The organism is Fluviicola chungangensis (assembly GCF_007558725.1).
Classification (GTDB): domain Bacteria; phylum Bacteroidota; class Bacteroidia; order Flavobacteriales_D; family Crocinitomicaceae; genus Fluviicola; species Fluviicola chungangensis.
In genome coordinates this window covers 161,185-178,718 of the sequence record NZ_VLPL01000003.1, presented here as the reverse complement: position 1 = coordinate 178,718, position 17,534 = coordinate 161,185, and the positions used below count along the sequence as shown (strand labels likewise).

The 17,534-nt window shown below is 42.4% G+C and carries 16 protein-coding genes; 4 read left to right on the top strand and 12 right to left on the bottom strand.

What is annotated here, in order from left to right; translation table 11 throughout:
• Nucleotides 1-17 precede the first annotated feature (17 nt).
• Together FO442_RS07120 and FO442_RS07115 are read left to right on the top strand one after the other, a co-directional pair.
• Nucleotides 18-1,454: a glycosyltransferase family 39 protein gene (locus tag FO442_RS07120; RefSeq protein ID WP_144332476.1), complete on the top strand. Its 1,437-nt coding sequence runs from the start codon at nucleotides 18-20 to the stop codon at nucleotides 1,452-1,454.
• 118 nt (nucleotides 1,455-1,572) lie between these two features.
• On the top strand, nucleotides 1,573-1,983 hold the full coding sequence (locus tag FO442_RS07115) for a hypothetical protein (protein ID WP_144332475.1): 411 nt from the start codon (nucleotides 1,573-1,575) through the stop codon (nucleotides 1,981-1,983).
• 162 nt (nucleotides 1,984-2,145) lie between these two features.
• Here FO442_RS07115 and hppD read toward each other — a convergent pair whose 3' ends face one another.
• Together hppD and FO442_RS07105 are read right to left on the bottom strand one after the other, a co-directional pair.
• Nucleotides 2,146-3,309, bottom strand: coding sequence for a 4-hydroxyphenylpyruvate dioxygenase (hppD, locus tag FO442_RS07110; RefSeq protein WP_144332474.1), 1,164 nt, complete (start codon nucleotides 3,307-3,309; stop codon nucleotides 2,146-2,148).
• A 74-nt stretch (nucleotides 3,310-3,383) separates the two neighbouring features.
• Nucleotides 3,384-4,544 carry a homogentisate 1,2-dioxygenase gene (locus FO442_RS07105; RefSeq protein ID WP_144332473.1) on the bottom strand — a complete coding sequence of 387 codons (1,161 nt, stop codon included), beginning with the start codon at nucleotides 4,542-4,544 and terminating at the stop codon, nucleotides 3,384-3,386.
• Between the two features lie 235 nt (nucleotides 4,545-4,779).
• Between FO442_RS07105 and FO442_RS07100 the strand changes: the two genes are divergently transcribed.
• On the top strand, nucleotides 4,780-5,712 hold the full coding sequence (locus FO442_RS07100; RefSeq protein WP_144332472.1) for an NAD-dependent epimerase/dehydratase family protein: 933 nt from the start codon (nucleotides 4,780-4,782) through the stop codon (nucleotides 5,710-5,712).
• Nucleotides 5,713-5,846: 134 nt separating this feature from the next.
• Nucleotides 5,847-6,725, top strand: coding sequence for a toxin-antitoxin system YwqK family antitoxin (locus tag FO442_RS07095; RefSeq protein ID WP_186279964.1), 879 nt, complete (start codon nucleotides 5,847-5,849; stop codon nucleotides 6,723-6,725).
• 235 nt (nucleotides 6,726-6,960) lie between these two features.
• On the opposite strand, the gene FO442_RS07090 is transcribed toward FO442_RS07095, so the two are convergent.
• From FO442_RS07090 to nuoF, 10 genes are read right to left on the bottom strand one after another with little or no spacing between them, the layout of a single operon-like run.
• Entirely contained in the window at nucleotides 6,961-7,902 is a 942-nt protein-coding gene (locus FO442_RS07090) for a hypothetical protein (RefSeq protein WP_144332470.1), read from the bottom strand.
• Nucleotides 7,903-7,932: 30 nt separating this feature from the next.
• Nucleotides 7,933-9,315: an NADH-quinone oxidoreductase subunit N gene (locus FO442_RS07085; RefSeq protein WP_144332469.1), complete on the bottom strand. Its 1,383-nt coding sequence runs from the start codon at nucleotides 9,313-9,315 to the stop codon at nucleotides 7,933-7,935.
• Nucleotide 9,316: 1 nt separating this feature from the next.
• Nucleotides 9,317-10,753 carry a complex I subunit 4 family protein gene (locus FO442_RS07080; RefSeq protein ID WP_144332468.1) on the bottom strand — a complete coding sequence of 479 codons (1,437 nt, stop codon included), beginning with the start codon at nucleotides 10,751-10,753 and terminating at the stop codon, nucleotides 9,317-9,319.
• A 3-nt stretch (nucleotides 10,754-10,756) separates the two neighbouring features.
• The gene (gene nuoL / locus FO442_RS07075; RefSeq protein WP_144332467.1) at nucleotides 10,757-12,682 is read right to left on the bottom strand and encodes an NADH-quinone oxidoreductase subunit L; all 1,926 of its coding nucleotides are present in this window, start codon (nucleotides 12,680-12,682) and stop codon (nucleotides 10,757-10,759) included.
• Between the two features lie 5 nt (nucleotides 12,683-12,687).
• A complete protein-coding gene (gene nuoK / locus FO442_RS07070) occupies nucleotides 12,688-13,017 on the bottom strand; it encodes an NADH-quinone oxidoreductase subunit NuoK (protein WP_144332466.1) in 330 nt (109 codons plus the stop codon).
• 1 nt (nucleotide 13,018) lies between these two features.
• Nucleotides 13,019-13,531 (bottom strand): NADH-quinone oxidoreductase subunit J family protein, encoded by a 513-nt coding sequence (locus tag FO442_RS07065; protein WP_144332465.1) that lies wholly within the window; start codon nucleotides 13,529-13,531, stop codon nucleotides 13,019-13,021.
• The gene (locus FO442_RS07060; RefSeq protein WP_144332464.1) at nucleotides 13,531-14,070 is read right to left on the bottom strand and encodes a NuoI/complex I 23 kDa subunit family protein; all 540 of its coding nucleotides are present in this window, start codon (nucleotides 14,068-14,070) and stop codon (nucleotides 13,531-13,533) included. Before FO442_RS07060 ends, FO442_RS07065 begins: the two co-directional genes overlap by 1 nt.
• 8 nt (nucleotides 14,071-14,078) lie before the next feature.
• The gene (gene nuoH / locus FO442_RS07055; protein WP_144332463.1) at nucleotides 14,079-15,209 is read right to left on the bottom strand and encodes an NADH-quinone oxidoreductase subunit NuoH; all 1,131 of its coding nucleotides are present in this window, start codon (nucleotides 15,207-15,209) and stop codon (nucleotides 14,079-14,081) included.
• A 1-nt stretch (nucleotide 15,210) separates the two neighbouring features.
• The gene (locus tag FO442_RS07050; protein ID WP_144332462.1) at nucleotides 15,211-16,179 is read right to left on the bottom strand and encodes an NADH-quinone oxidoreductase subunit G; all 969 of its coding nucleotides are present in this window, start codon (nucleotides 16,177-16,179) and stop codon (nucleotides 15,211-15,213) included.
• A 10-nt stretch (nucleotides 16,180-16,189) separates the two neighbouring features.
• Nucleotides 16,190-17,533 (bottom strand): NADH-quinone oxidoreductase subunit NuoF, encoded by a 1,344-nt coding sequence (nuoF, locus tag FO442_RS07045; protein WP_144332461.1) that lies wholly within the window; start codon nucleotides 17,531-17,533, stop codon nucleotides 16,190-16,192.
• Nucleotide 17,534: the final 1 nt, after the last annotated feature.

Sequence of the window (17,534 nt, the reverse complement as noted above, 5' to 3'; positions counted from 1 at the left end):
GGACGAACAATGAAGCAATGATCACGCGCAGTAACTATACCAGGTATTATCTTCCGCTCTTTTTCATTCTTTTGGGGTTGGTCCTGAAAGGACTTTTTCTTGGATCCAATTCGCTTGGCGGAGACGAACCGTTCAGTGTGTATCATTCACAGCAGTCACTCAGCAATTTATTTTCAATTTTTCAGCAGGAAAACAATCCGCCACTTCATTTCCTTCTTTTACATTACTGGATCAAATACTTCGGTATTTCGGAAATCTCTGTGCGGATTCCCTCACTCATTTTCAGCTCTTTCACAGTATTGTTTGTTTACCGAATCGGGTTGCGTTTCTTCAATCTGCGTGTAGCAGTTATTGCTTCGATTATTTTCACCTTCTCGACCTATCAGGTTATTTTCGCACATGAAGCAAGGGCCTATGCACTCATGGGGTTTCTAACCGCCGTTTCTATGTTTCATTACCTGGAAATCATCCATTCGAAAAACCGGAATTTCCGGAATTTTTTTTGGTTCTTCCTGGCAAACACCTTGTTGATTTATACGCACTTTTTCGGATTCTTCATCCTGTTCATCCAGTTTTTCTTTATTCTTTTTCAACCCAGATTGTTAAAAGATTACTACAAATTCCTGTTGCTTTTTAGCGGTGTAATGCTGGTGACTTATTCGCCGTATATGTGGCTTATTTTAAGTCGTTTTTCAAGTGCTGCCGGAGGAACCTGGGTATCACCTCCAAGCGGAATCAGCGAACTTTATGAAATGCTTCGTGCTTTTAGTAACGCTCCTGTGACGGCTGTATTTACCATTATGACAATGGTAGCCGGTTTTGTTCTTTTAATTTTGAAACGCAGAAAAAATCCTGCACGCATGGCAACCCGGCTGATATTTTGCTGGTTTTATCTCCCATTCCTGTTCATGTTCGTGATTTCCTTCCGAATCCCCATGTTCCTGGACCGTTACCTGATGTTCCTTTCCATCGGTTTTCCTTTAATGGTTGCTGTTTCAGCCGATTTTGTGATACACCATCCGAAATTCAGGCTTCTAATTCCGGGCCTGATCTGTCTGTTGTTTCTTGTGACGGTCAAACCGAATAAAACCAACAAGCGTGAAGTCCGTGAAACCGTTCAATTGGTTAAACAGCTGGAAGGTAACAACACCTTGGTTTTGGTGGCCCCAGTTCACTTCTCACTCAACTTTATTTATTACTATGACCGCCATTTATTCCAGTTTCCCGACACAGAATTGATCCAAAAGAAACTGAATGAGCGATCCGTATACTGCATCAATGGTTTGGAGGGTCTGGATTACAAGTCCCGGAAACACATTGTCCTGGTGGATGCAGCAAGTAATTTTTCTGCGCCCGGCAACAACATTCTGAATACCCTGAATGCGACATTCAATCAAACCAACAAACATCACCTGGAAGAGATTTTTGACATTTACGAATTCGAACACAAGTAATCCGGAAAATCCCTTCGCCGGAAAACAACATACTCCGGCTCTTCCAATGCTTGATTGCAACTCTGTCCTCAAAAGCCGTAGCTTTTTATTACCTTTGCAATCCAAAATTGGTTGAAGAATGCGTGAAGAATTAAAAGGCCCGGTAGTAGAAAATGTAAAAGTTGTTGTCGTTCCCGAAATCAATGAAGAGGGCGGAACACAGCATTACGTGTATCTTTTGAACCTGCGTGATGATATCATGGAGGGAATCATCATTACAAGCCGCGGTTATGGCGAAGATGTAAATACCGGTGAGAAGATCAAAACGTCTACTTTGCGTCATTCCCTGGAAGTGCTTCTGCCAAATGAAGCTGCGAAAATCGAACCGATTATGGAAGAAGTGTTTGGCCTTACGAATGAGTATTGGGTCTCTTTTTGGGTCGATGATGTGATGTATGACAAGCGCTTTATCTTTCTTCCGGAAACCATCAACGAAAAAAACATGACTACGATTCCAAAATTAGGCGGAAAAGGTGTGATGATCGGCTGATTGGATACCAGGACTTTAAGATATTAAGACTTTAGACTCGAGACTTAAGACAGATTTATAGTTAAAATAAAAACTCGACTCCAATTGAATGGATTGTCGAGGTTTTTAATTTTAATGGATCTGTCTTGAGTCTTTTATCTTTTGTCTCAAGTCTAAAGTCTCTTACAACGTTCCACGTTTCTCCTGTTCTCTTTCAATCGATTCAAACAGTGCTTTAAAGTTTCCTGCTCCAAATCCTTTAGCTCCCATTCGTTGAATGACCTCGAAGAAAACAGTCGGACGATCTTCCACAGGCTTAGTGAAAATCTGCAGCAAATAACCTTCGTCATCCGCATCAATCATGATTCCCAATTTTTGCAATTCGTTGATATCTTCTTTGAATTTCGACATGTGGTCTTTCAAACGCTCCGGAATGGCATCATAATACGCCTGCGGAGGTGTTGAAAGGAACTCAACCCCGCGGGAGCGCATATCTGCTACCGTTTTGATGATGTCGTCTGTTGCCACCGCAAGGTGTTGAACGCCTTCTCCTTCATAAAAGTCAATGTATTCCTCGATTTGAGACCGCTTTTTACCTTCCGCCGGTTCGTTGATCGGGAATTTAATCCGTCCATTCCCGTTCGACATCACTTTTGACATCAAAGCAGAATATTCTGTGGTGATTTGTTTGTCATCGAAGGATAGGAAATTTACGAATCCCATGATGTCTTCGAACCATTTTACCGCCTCGTTCATTCTGTTCCAGCCCGTATTTCCAACCATGTGGTCGATGAACTTCAATCCAACCGGAGCAGGATTGTAATCCGTTTTATGCTCTACGTATCCCGGCATAAAAATACCCTTGTAGTTTTTGCGTTCAACGAATACAAAAACCGTCTCACCGTATGCTCCGTAAATTCCGGAACGAACGACTTCTCCGTGCTCATCCGATTCAACCATAGGTTCAAAATATGACTTCGCACCTCTTTTGGTCGTTTCCTCATATGATTTTCTGGCATCTTCGACCCAAAGCGCAATCACTTTTACTCCGTCACCATGCTTTTTTACGTGTTCCCCAATCGGCGAATCACTCTTTAATGCCGTGGTTAATACGATCCTGATTTTATCCTGCTTCAGCACGTAGGATGCACGATCCTTCATCCCGGTCTCTAATCCGGCATAAGCCAAATCCTGGAAACCAAAGGCGGTTTTATAGAAATGTGCCGCTTGTTTCGCATTCCCCACATAAAACTCTACATAATCCGTTCCCAGCAAAGGCAAAAAATCTTGCGCGCCTTCAAAAATTTTCTCTAATCCGTATTCTACGTTTTTAATTTCGTTACTCATACTATTTTTTTAAATGTTTCAACTATTCTCCCCCCTTATGCTTGCGCTTTAGCTCCAGCAGAGGGGAGATAATATTATTTGTCAAGCCAGCTTGTCGCATAGGTGTTATCTTCCATATCGACAGCAGCCTGAGTTAATTTCAAAGGTTTAAACGTGTCTACCATTACCGCCAATTCCTTGGTCTCTTTTTGTCCGATACTTCTTTCGTATGCTCCCGGATGTGGTCCGTGAGGAATACCTCCAGGATGCAACGAAATGTAGCCCTTCTCGACATGATTCCTGCTCATAAAGTCACCATCCACGTAATACAACAACTCATCCGAATCGATATTGCTGTGATTGTATGGGGCAGGAATAGAAAGCGGATGATAATCATACAAACGAGGCACAAACGAACAAATAACAAAATTATGGCCTTCGAAAGTCTGGTGGATCGGAGGAGGTAAATGCACGCGCCCGGTAATTGGTTCAAAGTCATGAATGGAAAAAGCGTACGGGAAATTGTACCCGTCCCAGCCTACAACGTCAAAAGGATGTGAAGCATACTCCAATTCATGCAGCATGTTTTCCTTTTTGATCTTGAGGATAAATGTTCCCAATTCATCATGCGTTTCCAACTCTGTCGGACCCCTGAAATCCCGTTCACAGAAAGGTGAGTGTTCCAATAATTGCCCGAAATGATTGCGGTAATTACGTGGGGTTAAAACCGGAGAAAATGACTCTACGATGAACAATCGGTTCTTCTCCGTATCAAATTCGATCTGGTAAATCATTCCGCGTGGAATAACCAGGTAATCGCCATAGCTGAACGGAATATTCCCCAGCATGGTTCTCAATTTCCCGCTTCCTTCGTGAATGAAAATCACCTCGTCTGCATCTGCATTTTTATAAAAATACGTTTGCATGGATTTTTTAGGTGCTGCCAGTGCAATGTTCAGGTCATTATTAAACAAAACGATCTCACGCGACTCTAAAAAATCATCTTTCGGAGCCACATTGTATCCTTTCAGCATGCGTGAAGTGATATTCTTATTGACTGCCGGAATAGGTGTCAAATCTTTCAATTCTCTGACAGATTTTACCATGGTAGGCCGGTGTACGTGATACAACAACGACGAAAAACCATGAAATCCTTCCGTTCCGAACAATTGTTCGTAGTATAAATCACCGGAATCCTTTCGGAACTGAGTATGTCTTTTAGGGGGAATTTTCCCCAAATTATAGTAAAAAGGCATGTTTATTTATATTATTTTTTAACAATTCGATCATAAAATGAACAAAAGTTCACTCGGGTTTTCGGATAAGCACCCACATCAGTTTTATCATCAATTCCAACCACATAGTACCTGAAAGTTACGCAAAATTACCGACAAAAAGACTTATAAAAAATGAGAATTGTCAGTTTTTAACCGAAAGTGAACACTTTCATTGCATGGAAAAAAAAGTATATTTGCGCTCAAATCGCACCCCATGAAAAAAATTCTGGTTTTAGGTTCCTGCGGACAAATCGGTACTGAATTGGTACTTGCATTGAGAGACAAATTCGGTGCTCAGAATGTTGTTGCTGCCGATTTAAAAGAGGAATGTCCTGAGAATCTTTCAAACGGGCCATACATCCGCTTAGACGCCCTGAACAAGGAGTTGGTTCGCTCCTATATTATTGAACAACAATTCTCCGACGTTTATTTGCTTGCCGCTTTACTTTCAGCCACAGCAGAGAAGAATCCGGATTTTGCGTGGAAATTAAACATGGAAAGCTTGTTCATTATCCTGGACCTTGCAAAAGAAGGGCATATTTCAAAAATATTCTGGCCTTCATCCATAGCGGTTTTCGGGCCCACAACTCCCCGATTCAATACACCGCAATATACGGTTATGGAACCAAGTACGGTTTATGGAATTTCAAAACAGGCCGGTGAAAGATGGTGCGAATATTATTATAATAAGTTCGGAGTGGACGTTCGAAGTATCCGTTACCCCGGATTGATCTCTTATAAGAGTTTACCAGGCGGAGGTACAACAGATTATGCCGTTGATATTTATTATAAAGCAAAGGCAGGAGAGCATTTCACCTGCTTCCTGAAAGAAGATACGGCTCTTCCGATGATGTTTATGGACGATGCAATCCGTGCTACCATTGAATTGATGGAAGCTCCTGCCGAGCAGGTGAAGGTTCGTTCAAGCTACAACCTTTCTGCTTTAAGTTTCACTCCGAAACAAATATTTGAAAGCATTCAAAAAGTAATTCCTTCATTCACAGTGAGCTACGAACCTGATTTCCGGCAAGCCATCGCTGATTCCTGGCCTGCATCCATCGATGATTCATATGCGCGTGAAAATTGGGGCTGGAGAGAACGTTATGATTTAGATAAAACTACCTCTGAAATGTTAAAAAATCTTTGATTTTGATCGAAAAAAATCAAACTATTCATTGTTAATCGAAAAAAAAAAGCACTTCAGCGAAATTTTGTATGTATTTAGGCAACTATAACAAAATAATTCTATCTTTAGAATGCGCTACAAAACTAATTCAAAACATGTGGAAGTATAAACAAGTCGGACTCATTGTTTTTTTCCTGTCACTGCTTATGACTGCTAAAGCATCTCCAACAACGGATCAAGATGGCAAGCTGAATGTTACAGATGAAAAAGGTAGAAAACAAGGCAAGTGGATTTACTACGGTAAAGACCGTCCGGACTCTGGTGTTCCCGCAAACGGTAAAGTAGAGGAAGGAAAGTATGTTGATGACCGCAAAGAAGGCATTTGGATTAAGTACCACACCGATGGCATGACTCCTTCTCTTAAAGGAAATTACGAAAACAACCGCCCGAAAGGTCAGTTTACCCGCTACTGGGCAAATGGTCAACCGAAAGAAAGAGGGAATTTCGAGAAAAACATTTACAAAGATTCGTTGATCCGTTATTACGAAAACGGACAGCCTTCTTACCAGGGAAAATACAATGAAATCGGAAAAGAGAACGGTAAGATCCGTTATTACTATCCGAATGGACAGTTGGAATATGAGTACGATTCCAATAACGGGGTAATTTCTGGAAAAGCTGTGCGCTACTATGAAAATGGGGATATAAAAGAAATTTCGTATTACGACGCTTCAGGAAACCAGACAAAATCCGAAGTGAAGGATCCTGTTAATCCGATGGTAAAAGTGAAAGATCCGGGACAATCCAAGGAAAAAGCTCCTGCGATCAACGGAACACCGAAAACACAAGGGGTCAAATGGTCTCCTAACGGTTACAACAAAGTATATAACAGTGACGGAGAAATCTGGCAAGACGGAGAATTCAAGAACGGCGCACTTTGGGATGGTAAAGTATATGTCTACGACAGTGACGGAATCCTTCTGAAGGTGAAAGTATACAAAGGTGGTGTATACCATTCAGACGGACAATTGTAAAGCAACCAAGACACATATATAATGAAAGTCCCTTCTGCTACGGTGGAAGGGATTTTTTATTATTGCTCACAGGATTGATTCGTTTTTAATCTCCTGCAGATTTACTGATTCCGCAGATTGAAGTTAGCAAGATCGTATTTTAAATAAATCCCGCAGAAAAGATTCACATAGTACTCACGAATGATTGGATTTGGAATAATTCTATTTGTACTATTCTTTATGATTCTATGTAAGTTCAGGGTTTATCCCAAAATTTAGGCTCTGAGAAACGGATGATCGAGATGAAATTATTGCTCACTTCCCGCATAATAATCGAATACAATAACCCCGTCACACCACTGTAAACAATTTGATATTCCGTGACAAACACTCCATCCTTGTAAACCAACTTTGACTGCAGATTCCCAAAGATGTCATATGTATAACGGGATTCGGAAGTTGGAACCGAATCCGTGTTTTTATAAACGGAAACCTTTTCGATCAATCCTTTATCCGAATAACTGTATTTGGTGGTAAGCCGGTTTCCCGTAATGGTAAACAACTCTTCCTCACGCGCCAAATACCCCAAACTATCCTTGTATTTGGTGACCTCCAGGTATTGATTTCCATAGCTGTTAAACACTTTCTTCTTGTATTGTCCCTGGTACAATTGGTACTCCATTGTCTCCGTATTCCACAGCAAACTGCGTTCGATCGCCGGCTTCAGAATGCTGTTCATCGTATCAATGTCCCTGTAAACTTCCTCCTTCACAATTTGCCCTTCGGAATTGTAGGTATAATACGTGGAGAGAAATCCTCTTTTCTGGCTGATCCGTTTCCTTACGATCCTTCCATCCGTGGTGTAATCATAGAAACGCACATTCGTGTCCGTTACCTGATCTCCTCTCGAAGTTTGGTAATGTCTCACCAGGTTTCCCAGCGTATCAAAGTTGAAAACGTATACATAATCTGACTCACGCATGATATCTCCCTGTTTCTTGAAGGTAAATTTTCCGTGAATTTCCTTGATCTTACTTCTCTTTACAAACTGGGTATTAAAGAATGGAATATCCGTAAATGCGACACCTTTTGTATTCTCTATCAATTGTGCAGAAGACTGGAATACGTTCAGAAGGGAAAATAAAAAAAAGCTATACTTCAAAAACATAGCACAAAAATGGCGTGAATTTCGAAGCATAGCTAGTATTTTAAGAAAAATTGGAATCTTCTAATTAAGCAACGGAAGAATAAAGCTAAATCCAAGCATCCCAACCAGTGCAATTGTCAAAACAACAACCGTCAACGGAGACAACTTGATTTTTTCGGTTGTTTCCTCAGCCGGAGAAGCAATTGCAACAATCACTTTCAAATAATAGTAGATACTGATCCCGGAATTGATCAATGCAATGATCACTAACCAGGAAGCACTTTTCCATGCGGCAGAAAATAAAATATATTTTGCAAAGAAACCGGATGTTGGTGGAATTCCTGCCAATGACAGCAAAGCAACGATTCCGACAACTGCCAGGAACGGATTTCTCTTGCCGAGTCCTTTCAATCCATCGATTCGGTCTTCCGGATCATTGACTGCAATTGCAACGGCAATAATTCCTACGATGGAGAAGCCGTATGCGAACATGTAGAACCACAAGAATCCTGCAGTGAAAAAGTAATCCACTTGAGACACAAAAAGAATCAGGGTATACCCTACATGGGTGATAGAAGAATAAGCCAACAAACGCTTGAATCTTACCTGACGCAGAGCAGATAAATTACCGACAAATAACGTGATGATAATCATTACAATTAAAGCATCCTTCCAGAACAGGAATAATTCTCCCTGTCCGAAGCAAATTGCAAACATCTTCAGGAATGCATAGAATGCGGCAATCTTCACAACAGAAGCCATAAATCCGGTTACAGCCGGTGGTGCCCCGTCATATACATCCGGACTCCAGAAATGGAACGGTGCTGCTCCCACTTTGAAGACAAACGAAGCCATGATCAATAAGACCCCGATCATCAAAATCGGACTTAGGGTATCCATTTCCGTGATTCTCATTTGAATCTCCTGTAACTTAAATGTTCCGGTTGCCCCATAAACCCAGGCCAAACCAAACAAGAAAATACCGGTTGCAAATGAACCCGTCAGGAAATACTTCAAAGATGCTTCAGAAGAACGCACGTCCGTTTTGTTACTTCCCGCCATGACATAAATCGGAATGGAAAGGATTTCCAATCCCAGGAAGAACATAAACATATCCGTATATGCAGTCATGATCATTGCCCCTGTTGCGGAGAATAGCAATAAACCAACATACTCTCCCGTATGAACCGGGTTTTCCTTAAATCGTTCGTATCCGATACCAATGATCAATAAAGACAAAACGCAGATTGCTAAGCTAAAGAGTAATGCGAATTCATCAAAAGCCAGTCCTTCATACGTCAGGAAATCAAAAAATGCCTTCCCTGTTTGAAGCTGACCGATAATCACTATAATAGCAGCCAACAGACCAGCCATAGCAGAGCCAACAACTAACCACGGTTTCTTCGCAAAAGCAGCAAATAAGGAAATCAATCCACTGGCAAAAACAATTAATAATGCATCCATATTATAAACCTGAAGGTGTTGAGAGGGTTTCTAAAACTACTTTTAAACTTGGATTTACGAAATCCGTGATCAATGCCGGGTAAACTCCCAAGATCACTACTGCAAGGATGATAATTGCCAAAACAACTAATTCTGACCAATGCAGATCTGCAAACTGATCCCTTGTTACCGGACCGTACATACTCAGCTGATAAGCTCTGAAGGTGTAAACTGCTCCAAGTATTAAGGTTGTCCCTGCAACAATTCCTGCGATCATATCAAACTGAACCAATCCTTTCAGCATCAAAAACTCCCCGATGAACCCGCTTGTTAATGGAACCGAAACAGAAGCAAAAGCCAATGCTGCAAACCAAAATGCAAATTTCGGGGCTTGTTTCGCAAATCCTCCCAAATCAGCCAGGTTTCTGGTACCTGTTCTGCGCTCGATAATTTCAACCGCTAAGAACAATCCAACAGCCACCAAACCGTGGTTTACTATCTGAACCATACTTCCGGATAATGCATCAAAATCCCAAACCATGATTGCAGCAGCAATTAATCCGACGTGAGACATGGAAGCAAATGCGAATACACGCTTCATGTCTTTTTGTTTGATTGCAATAATTGCCCCGTAAACAACTCCGATTGTCGCCAAAATAATTACCGGCCACTGAAGACAAGCTACCGCTTCCGGGAATAATGGAATCATCCAGCGAATCATTCCGTATAGTGCCATTTTCAGCATGATCCCCGATAGCAACATTGTTCCGGCCATCGGAGACTTCGTATAGGTATCAGGCTGCCACGTGTGGAACGGGAAAATCGGGATCTTAACAGCGAATGCCAGGAAGAAGCCCATTGCTAACCAGCAAGCTGTTTTACACGTAAACGTAACTGCTTTCAAATCTTCAATGTAGAACGTAGGTGCATTTACTTTGATACCGATCAAAGCAGCCAGCATGGCAAGGGATCCTACGAAGGTGTAGATGAAGAACTTCATCAATGCCGCTTTTCTTTCCGGAGCACCGAACCACCAGGAAATTAAGAAAATCGGGATTAAGGTAATTTCCCAGAAAATGTAGAACCACAATCCATCCATTGAAATAAATACTCCGATCAAGCCCAACTGCATGAAGAAAACCATGCTTGTAAACAACCGGTTCTCGGCCAATTCATTTTTGAAGTTGGAAACCAGGATCAGGGGAACCAATACCGCTGTCAATAACAACATCAGCAAGGAAATTCCATCGTATCCGAAGCTTAAGGTAATTCCTGCAAGCCATGGTTTATTTACAAAATAGTGTGTTGTTCCATCGTTGTTGTACTGCATCATACATGCTATTACAACACCTAAAACGGCAAGCGAACCGATAATTCCGTATGCCCGAACTCCTTGTTTCGGGATAATCAATACCGATAGCGCAAAGAAAAGGGGTAGTATAAATAAAAGTAGTTCCACGTATTAGTTTTTATAATAGATAATGTAATAAACAATTAACCCGATGATTCCGCTTACCATCCATAGAAGGTAGTTATCGGTTCTTCCTGTTTGAATTTTTCGCACCAGGTCACCTGATTTTCCAATCACTTTTCCGATGCTCACCACTCCACGGTGTAAAAAGGCTCCTTCAAAGTAATGTGCCCCTTTTTCCGAAAGCCAAAGAACCGGTTTCACGAATAGGAAATCGTAAATCTCGTCGAAGTATAATTTCATTGCAGAAGCTTTCTCCCAGCCTTTCAATTGGTCGTCTTCTTTCGGAATACTGTTTTTAGTAACGTAAATTGTATACGTAATCCCGGCAATTACAACGGCCATTGCTCCGGCAACAATCATCAGCATTAACGTTGTATTCGGATCACCATGTTCGCCAACAGCGACTCCAGGTCCTGCTACATTGTGTGCATAGTAATGAGACAACCAATGTGTTCCTTTGTGTAAGAAAACTCCCGGTAAATTCAACAATCCACCGAAAACAGAAAGAATTGCCAAAATAATCAATGGTAAGGTCATGGATGCTGGACCTTCGTGCAAATGGTGTTCCTGTTCGTGTGTTCCTCTGAATTTTCCGTAGAAAGTAACGAAGTAGAGGCGGAACATGTAAATTGCAGTCAATGCTGAACTGAACATTAAAGCAAAGTAGACGAATTTATGTGATTCAAATGAATGGCCAATAATTTCATCCTTCGAATAGAAACCGGATAGGAACGGAATCCCCGAAATTGCCAAAGTACCGATCAGAAAGGTCATGTGTGTTACCGGGATCTTCTTGCGAAGTCCACCCATTTTACGGATATCCTGTTCGTCAGACATCGCGTGGATCACACTTCCTGAACCCAGGAACAACAGTGCTTTAAAGAAAGCATGTGTGGTCACATGGAACATAGCAGCCGTATAAGCTCCCATTCCCAATGCTACGAACAACATTCCCAATTGCGAAACAGTTGAATAAGCCAATACTTTTTTGATGTCATTCTGGCGCATGGCAATGAATGCCGCAATGATCGAAGTTGCCAAACCGACGTATAGAATGATTTCCTTCACCACATGTGCCCCCTCCAATTCGTAAAGGAAGTTTGAACGAACCGTTAAAAAAATACCCGCTGTTACCATCGTAGCTGCGTGGATCAAAGCTGAAACCGGAGTTGGTCCCGCCATCGCATCCGGCAACCAGGTAAACAATGGTATTTGTGCTGATTTTCCAGTTGCACCGATAAATAAACAGATCGTAATTCCGAAGATCAGCATTTCAGAAATTTCGAATCCTTCTGTCATTACCGCTTTTGCCACTTCTGCATATTCCAGTGTCCCGAATTTTCCAAGGATCAAAAACAACCCGATCAAAAGACCCAAATCCCCGATCCGGTTCATGATGAATGCTTTTCTTGCAGCCAATGTGTTTTTGAAATCCTGGTACCAGAACCCGATTAATAAATACGAACAAATTCCAACACCTTCCCATCCGAAGAACAACATGAAGTAGTTACTTCCAAGAACCAATGTCAGCATGGAAAAGATGAAGAGATTCAGGTAAGTAAAGAACTTATAATATCCTGCATCGTGCTTCATATATCCCATAGAGAACAAGTGGATCAATGTCCCGACACCAGTTACGATCAGGGTCATCCACAGGGACAAGTTATCTGCAAACAGGCGCGCATTCAACGAGAACGAACTCGTTTTGATCATGGTGAACAAATGAACGGTTACCGGTTCGCTGTGCTGAACGCTCATAAAAGCCATGACAGCCAAAACAAACGAAATGGCCATGACGCCGGTCGCGATTGTCCCGACCATCACTTTCGAAAGTGATTTCCCGATGGTCCCGTTAATAAATGCCCCGATCAACGGAAGCAATAAAATCAGAGGTAGTAATTGTGATACCGACATGTTTCTTAGTTCTTTAATTTATTAAACAATCGAATATCTGTGGAACGCGTATTGCGGTAAAGTAATACCAAAATCGAGAGACCTACAGTAGCCTCAGCAGCTGCTACGACCATGATGAAGAACACGAATAATTGTCCGTCAGCCTGTCCGAAATAAGTAGAAAACGCTACAAGTAACAAATTCACCGCGTTGAGCATTAATTCAATGCACATCAATAAAATGATTGCATTTTTTCTGTAAAGCACACCGAATACACCGATCACGAACAATGCCGTAGCAAGTACCATGTAGTGTTCGATCTTTACCCCTGATTCAAATAATGTCGCTAATAACATATTACTCTATAGTTTGTTTTTCACGTTTTGCTAAAAGAACTGCTCCCACCATTGCAGCAAGGAACAGAATGGAAGAAACTTCAAAAGGAAGCACGTATTTCGTAAACAATACTTGCCCCAGGTTCTCAACCAACCCTACTTTTTCGGAGTTTTCGTCGATCATAGGAGCTGCCAGAATTGCATCACGCATGGCTGCAACCAATACCAGAAATAATCCACCTCCGGCAATCATAGCACCGACAGTCATCCATAATGAATGTTTCGGTTCGTTTTCTTTGTTCAGGTTCAGCAACATCAATACGAAGAGGAACAATACCATAATGGCTCCGGCATACACAATGATGTTTACAATCGCAATAAACTGCGCGTTCATCATCACGTAATTTGCAGAGATCAGGAAGAACGTGAGTACGAGGTACAACACACTTCTTACCGGGTGTTTGCTTAAAACAACCATTAAAGCTGTTCCGATCGTCAATCCACCCAAAATGTAAAATATAAGGTCTAAACTCATTACGCAGGTCTTTTTCCGGTTAATTGTCTTTTACTGATATCTACACGCTGATCAACCGGTTCTACCAGTTTGTCTTTTCCATAAATGAAATCGTTGCGCTCGAAATAAGTAGGAACGAGACGATCAGTCAGGAAAATAGCTTCCTTCGGACAGGCTTCTTCACATAATCCACAGAAAATGCAACGCAACATATTGATTTCATATGTAGCAGCGTACTTTTCTTCTCTATACAAGTGTTCTTCGCCTTTTTTACGTTCTTCGGAAGTCATGGTAATGGCCTCTGCCGGGCATGCAACTGCACATAATCCGCAAGCAGTACAATTCTCTCTTCCCTCTTCGTCACGCTTCAATACGTGCTGTCCGCGATAAACGGGAGCAAACTCGCGTTTTACTTCCGGGTACTTCACGGTATTGTGTTTCTTAAAAAGATGCTTGAATGTGATCCACATACCTCCCAGGATTGCCGGGAAGTACAGTTTCTCCATGAAGGTCATCTTCTTGTTCGAAACAACTTTTTTACGATTTGATAAACTTTCCATTCGAATATTTATAAGCTATTTCCGGTTTTCGTCTTTTCAAGGGATGTATTTACACCCAATGGTTGTTCTACTTTCGCATTGCTTGCAGATTCGCTGTCCTTATTCTTGGAGAACCAGCCCTCTGTGTAGGCAATCACCACTCCGGTAATTAGTAAGTTGATCAATGCCAGCGGAATCATTTTTTTCCAACCGATGTGCATCAATTGATCGTAACGGAAACGCGGTAAAGTCCAACGGATCCACATAAATACGAAGATGAAGAAGAATGTTTTCGCGAAGAAAACCAAACCTCCAAGGATTGTCAAAGTAAGTCCTGAGAAATGATCCATTCCAGGGAAGTTGTATCCTCCGAAGAACAATGCCGAGATTACCGCACAAGAAATGAACATGTTCACGTATTCAGCAAATAAGAAGAACCCTAATTTCATGGCACCGTATTCTGTGTGGTAACCACCGATCAATTCGGATTCACATTCCGGTAAATCGAACGGAGCACGGTTACATTCAGCCAATGCTGTAATTAAGAATACGACAAAACAAATCGGTTGCTTGAATACATTCCAGGAGAACCACCCGTCCTGCCAGAAACCATGCTGCATATCAACAATCTTATTCAAACTCAATGAACCCGTCATCATCACGATCGTGATCACGGAAACTCCCATTGCCAATTCGTAAGAGATCATTTGAGAACTCGCGCGGATTGCTCCGAATAAGGCAAACTTATTGTTGGAAGCCCAACCTCCGATCATGATCCCGTAAACTCCGATGGAAACTGCTCCCATGATAAAGAGGATTCCAATATTCACATCTGCAACCTGGATTGCAATGCTCTCCGTTGCCATTTGTATTGCCGGCGCCCATGGAATCACTGCCCCCGTAATGAGTGAAGTAAACATGGCAATTCCCGGTCCGATGATGAACAACCACTTATCGGCATTCGTTGGACGGAAATCTTCTTTGAAGAACATTTTTCCACCATCAGCCAATGGTTGAAGTAAACCGAATGGTCCCGCTCTGTCCGGCCCGATACGGTCCTGCATCCAGGCAGCAACTTTTCGCTCCATCAGAGTCAGATAAGCTGCGATCCCCAATGTGATTGCGAATAACGCAACGACTATGATTAATTTTATGATCATCTTACTTTCCTGTTAGTTTTTTGGTTTCGAGACGCTCGTCAACGAGGTATTGATTTTGAGAGATCACGGAATGACGGTTGATCACACGCGGCCCTTCAATAGTCCATTTCGTTTTATCTTTTTTGTCGAAACGGCATTCGTTGCAGATCCAGGCAGTTTTTCCGTCGATGTCTTCGATCTCCCCGTATTTGTCCTTGCGGCCAGTCACCCGGTAAATCTCATCTCCGAACATCCAAACAACTGCTTTCCCGGCACATTTCGTGCACTCGCAAGAAGCTTCCATCGGTTTCAAGAACCACACACGGCTTTTGAAACGGAACGTTTTATCTGTCAATGCTCCAACCGGACAAACGTCGATGACGTTCCCGGAGAAATCATTATCGATTGCTTTCTCGATGTAAGTAGAAATTTCCGCATGATCACCGCGGTGCATCACCCCGTGAACACGTTGATCGGTCAATTGATTTGCTGTGTAAACACAACGGTAGCAAAGGATGCAACGATTCATATGCAATTTGATCTTATCACCGATATCGATCGGATCAAAGGTTCTGCGTTTCTCTTCGTAGCGCGTTCCTTCTTTTCCATGTTCGAATCCAAGATCCTGCAAATGGCATTCTCCTGCCTGGTCACAGATCGGACAATCCAGCGGGTGGTTGATCAATAAGAACTCAGTTACTGCAGCACGGTTATCGTACACACGCTCTGAGGTTTTGTTCTTTACTACCATTCCATCCATTACCGGAGTTGAACACGATGCTACCAATTTGGGCATCGGGCGCGGATCTGCGGCAGAACCTGCGGCTACTTCCACCAAACATGTTCTGCATTTTCCACCGCTTCCCTGCAACTTGCTGTAATAGCACATTGCGGGAGGAACTACATCTCCACCGATCTGACGAGCAGCATTCAGGATGGTTGTTCCCGGTTCTACTTCTACTTCGATATCGTCAATGATAACTTTTACCATGATCTCTATTTTATACTAAAGGCATGTGATTTGACGCAATTCCGAAGTTGCGTTTTACCGCTTCATCCGGGTGAGTCACATGCCATTCAAATTCTTCTCTAAAATGACGAATTGCTGCTGCTACCGGCCATGCTGCTGCATCACCCAGCGGACAAATCGTATTTCCTTCTATTTTCTTGTTGATTTCTGCCAGCAAATCAATGTCGTGCATATGGCCTTGTCCGTATTCCAAACGGCGCAATACTTTCTCCATCCATCCGGTTCCTTCACGACAAGGTGAACATTGTCCGCAAGACTCGTGTGCGTAGAAACGCGCGAAATTCCAAGTATTTCTTACAATGCACTGATCTTCATCAAATACGATGAAACCTCCCGAACCCAGCATCGATCCTGTTGCGAAACCACCTTCAGCCAAACTTTCATACGTCATCAAACGATCCGTTCCTTCTGCTGTTTTGGTGATCAGGTTTGCAGGTAAGATCGGAACGGAAGATCCACCCGGCACACATGCCTTGATTTTCTTCCCGTTTGCGATTCCGCCACACCACTCATCCGAGTAAATAAATTCTTCTACGGAAAGACCCAACTCGATTTCGTAAACTCCCGGTTTTACCAGGTTTCCACAAGCGGAGATCAATTTGGTTCCGGTACTTTTACCGATCCCGATTTTCGCATATTCAGCTCCACCGTCGTTCACAATCGGAACAACCGCTGCAATAGATTCCACGTTATTTACCACGGTTGGGCATCCCCACAACCCTTTTACAGCAGGGAATGGTGGTTTGATACGCGGATTTCCACGCTTTCCTTCCAATGATTCGATCAAGGCTGTTTCTTCACCACAGATATACGCTCCACCACCCGGACAAATTGCCAGGTCCAGATCATAACCTGATCCTAAAATATTTTTTCCCAGGAATCCGTTTGCGTAAGCCTCGGCAATTGCTTTTTCCACAATTTCCAGCACCCACATGTACTCTCCGCGGATATAAATATACGATTGGTTGCACCCCAAAGCATAGGAAGAAACGATCATTCCTTCGATCAGCAAATGCGGGATCTTTTCCATTAAGTAGCGGTCCTTGAATGTTCCGGGCTCAGATTCGTCTGCGTTACACAATAAATAACGCGGAACTCCTTCCGGCTTTGCCAGGAAAGACCATTTCATTCCTGTCGGGAATCCAGCTCCTCCACGACCTCTTAATCCGGATGCCTGAACTTCCTCCACCACATTTTGCGGCGACATCGTTTTCAAAGCCTTCTCTACTGAACGGTAACCTCCGTTTTTGCGGTAGACTTCAAACGATTCGATTCCGGGAACGTTTGCATGTTCCAATAATAATTTTCTTCCCATT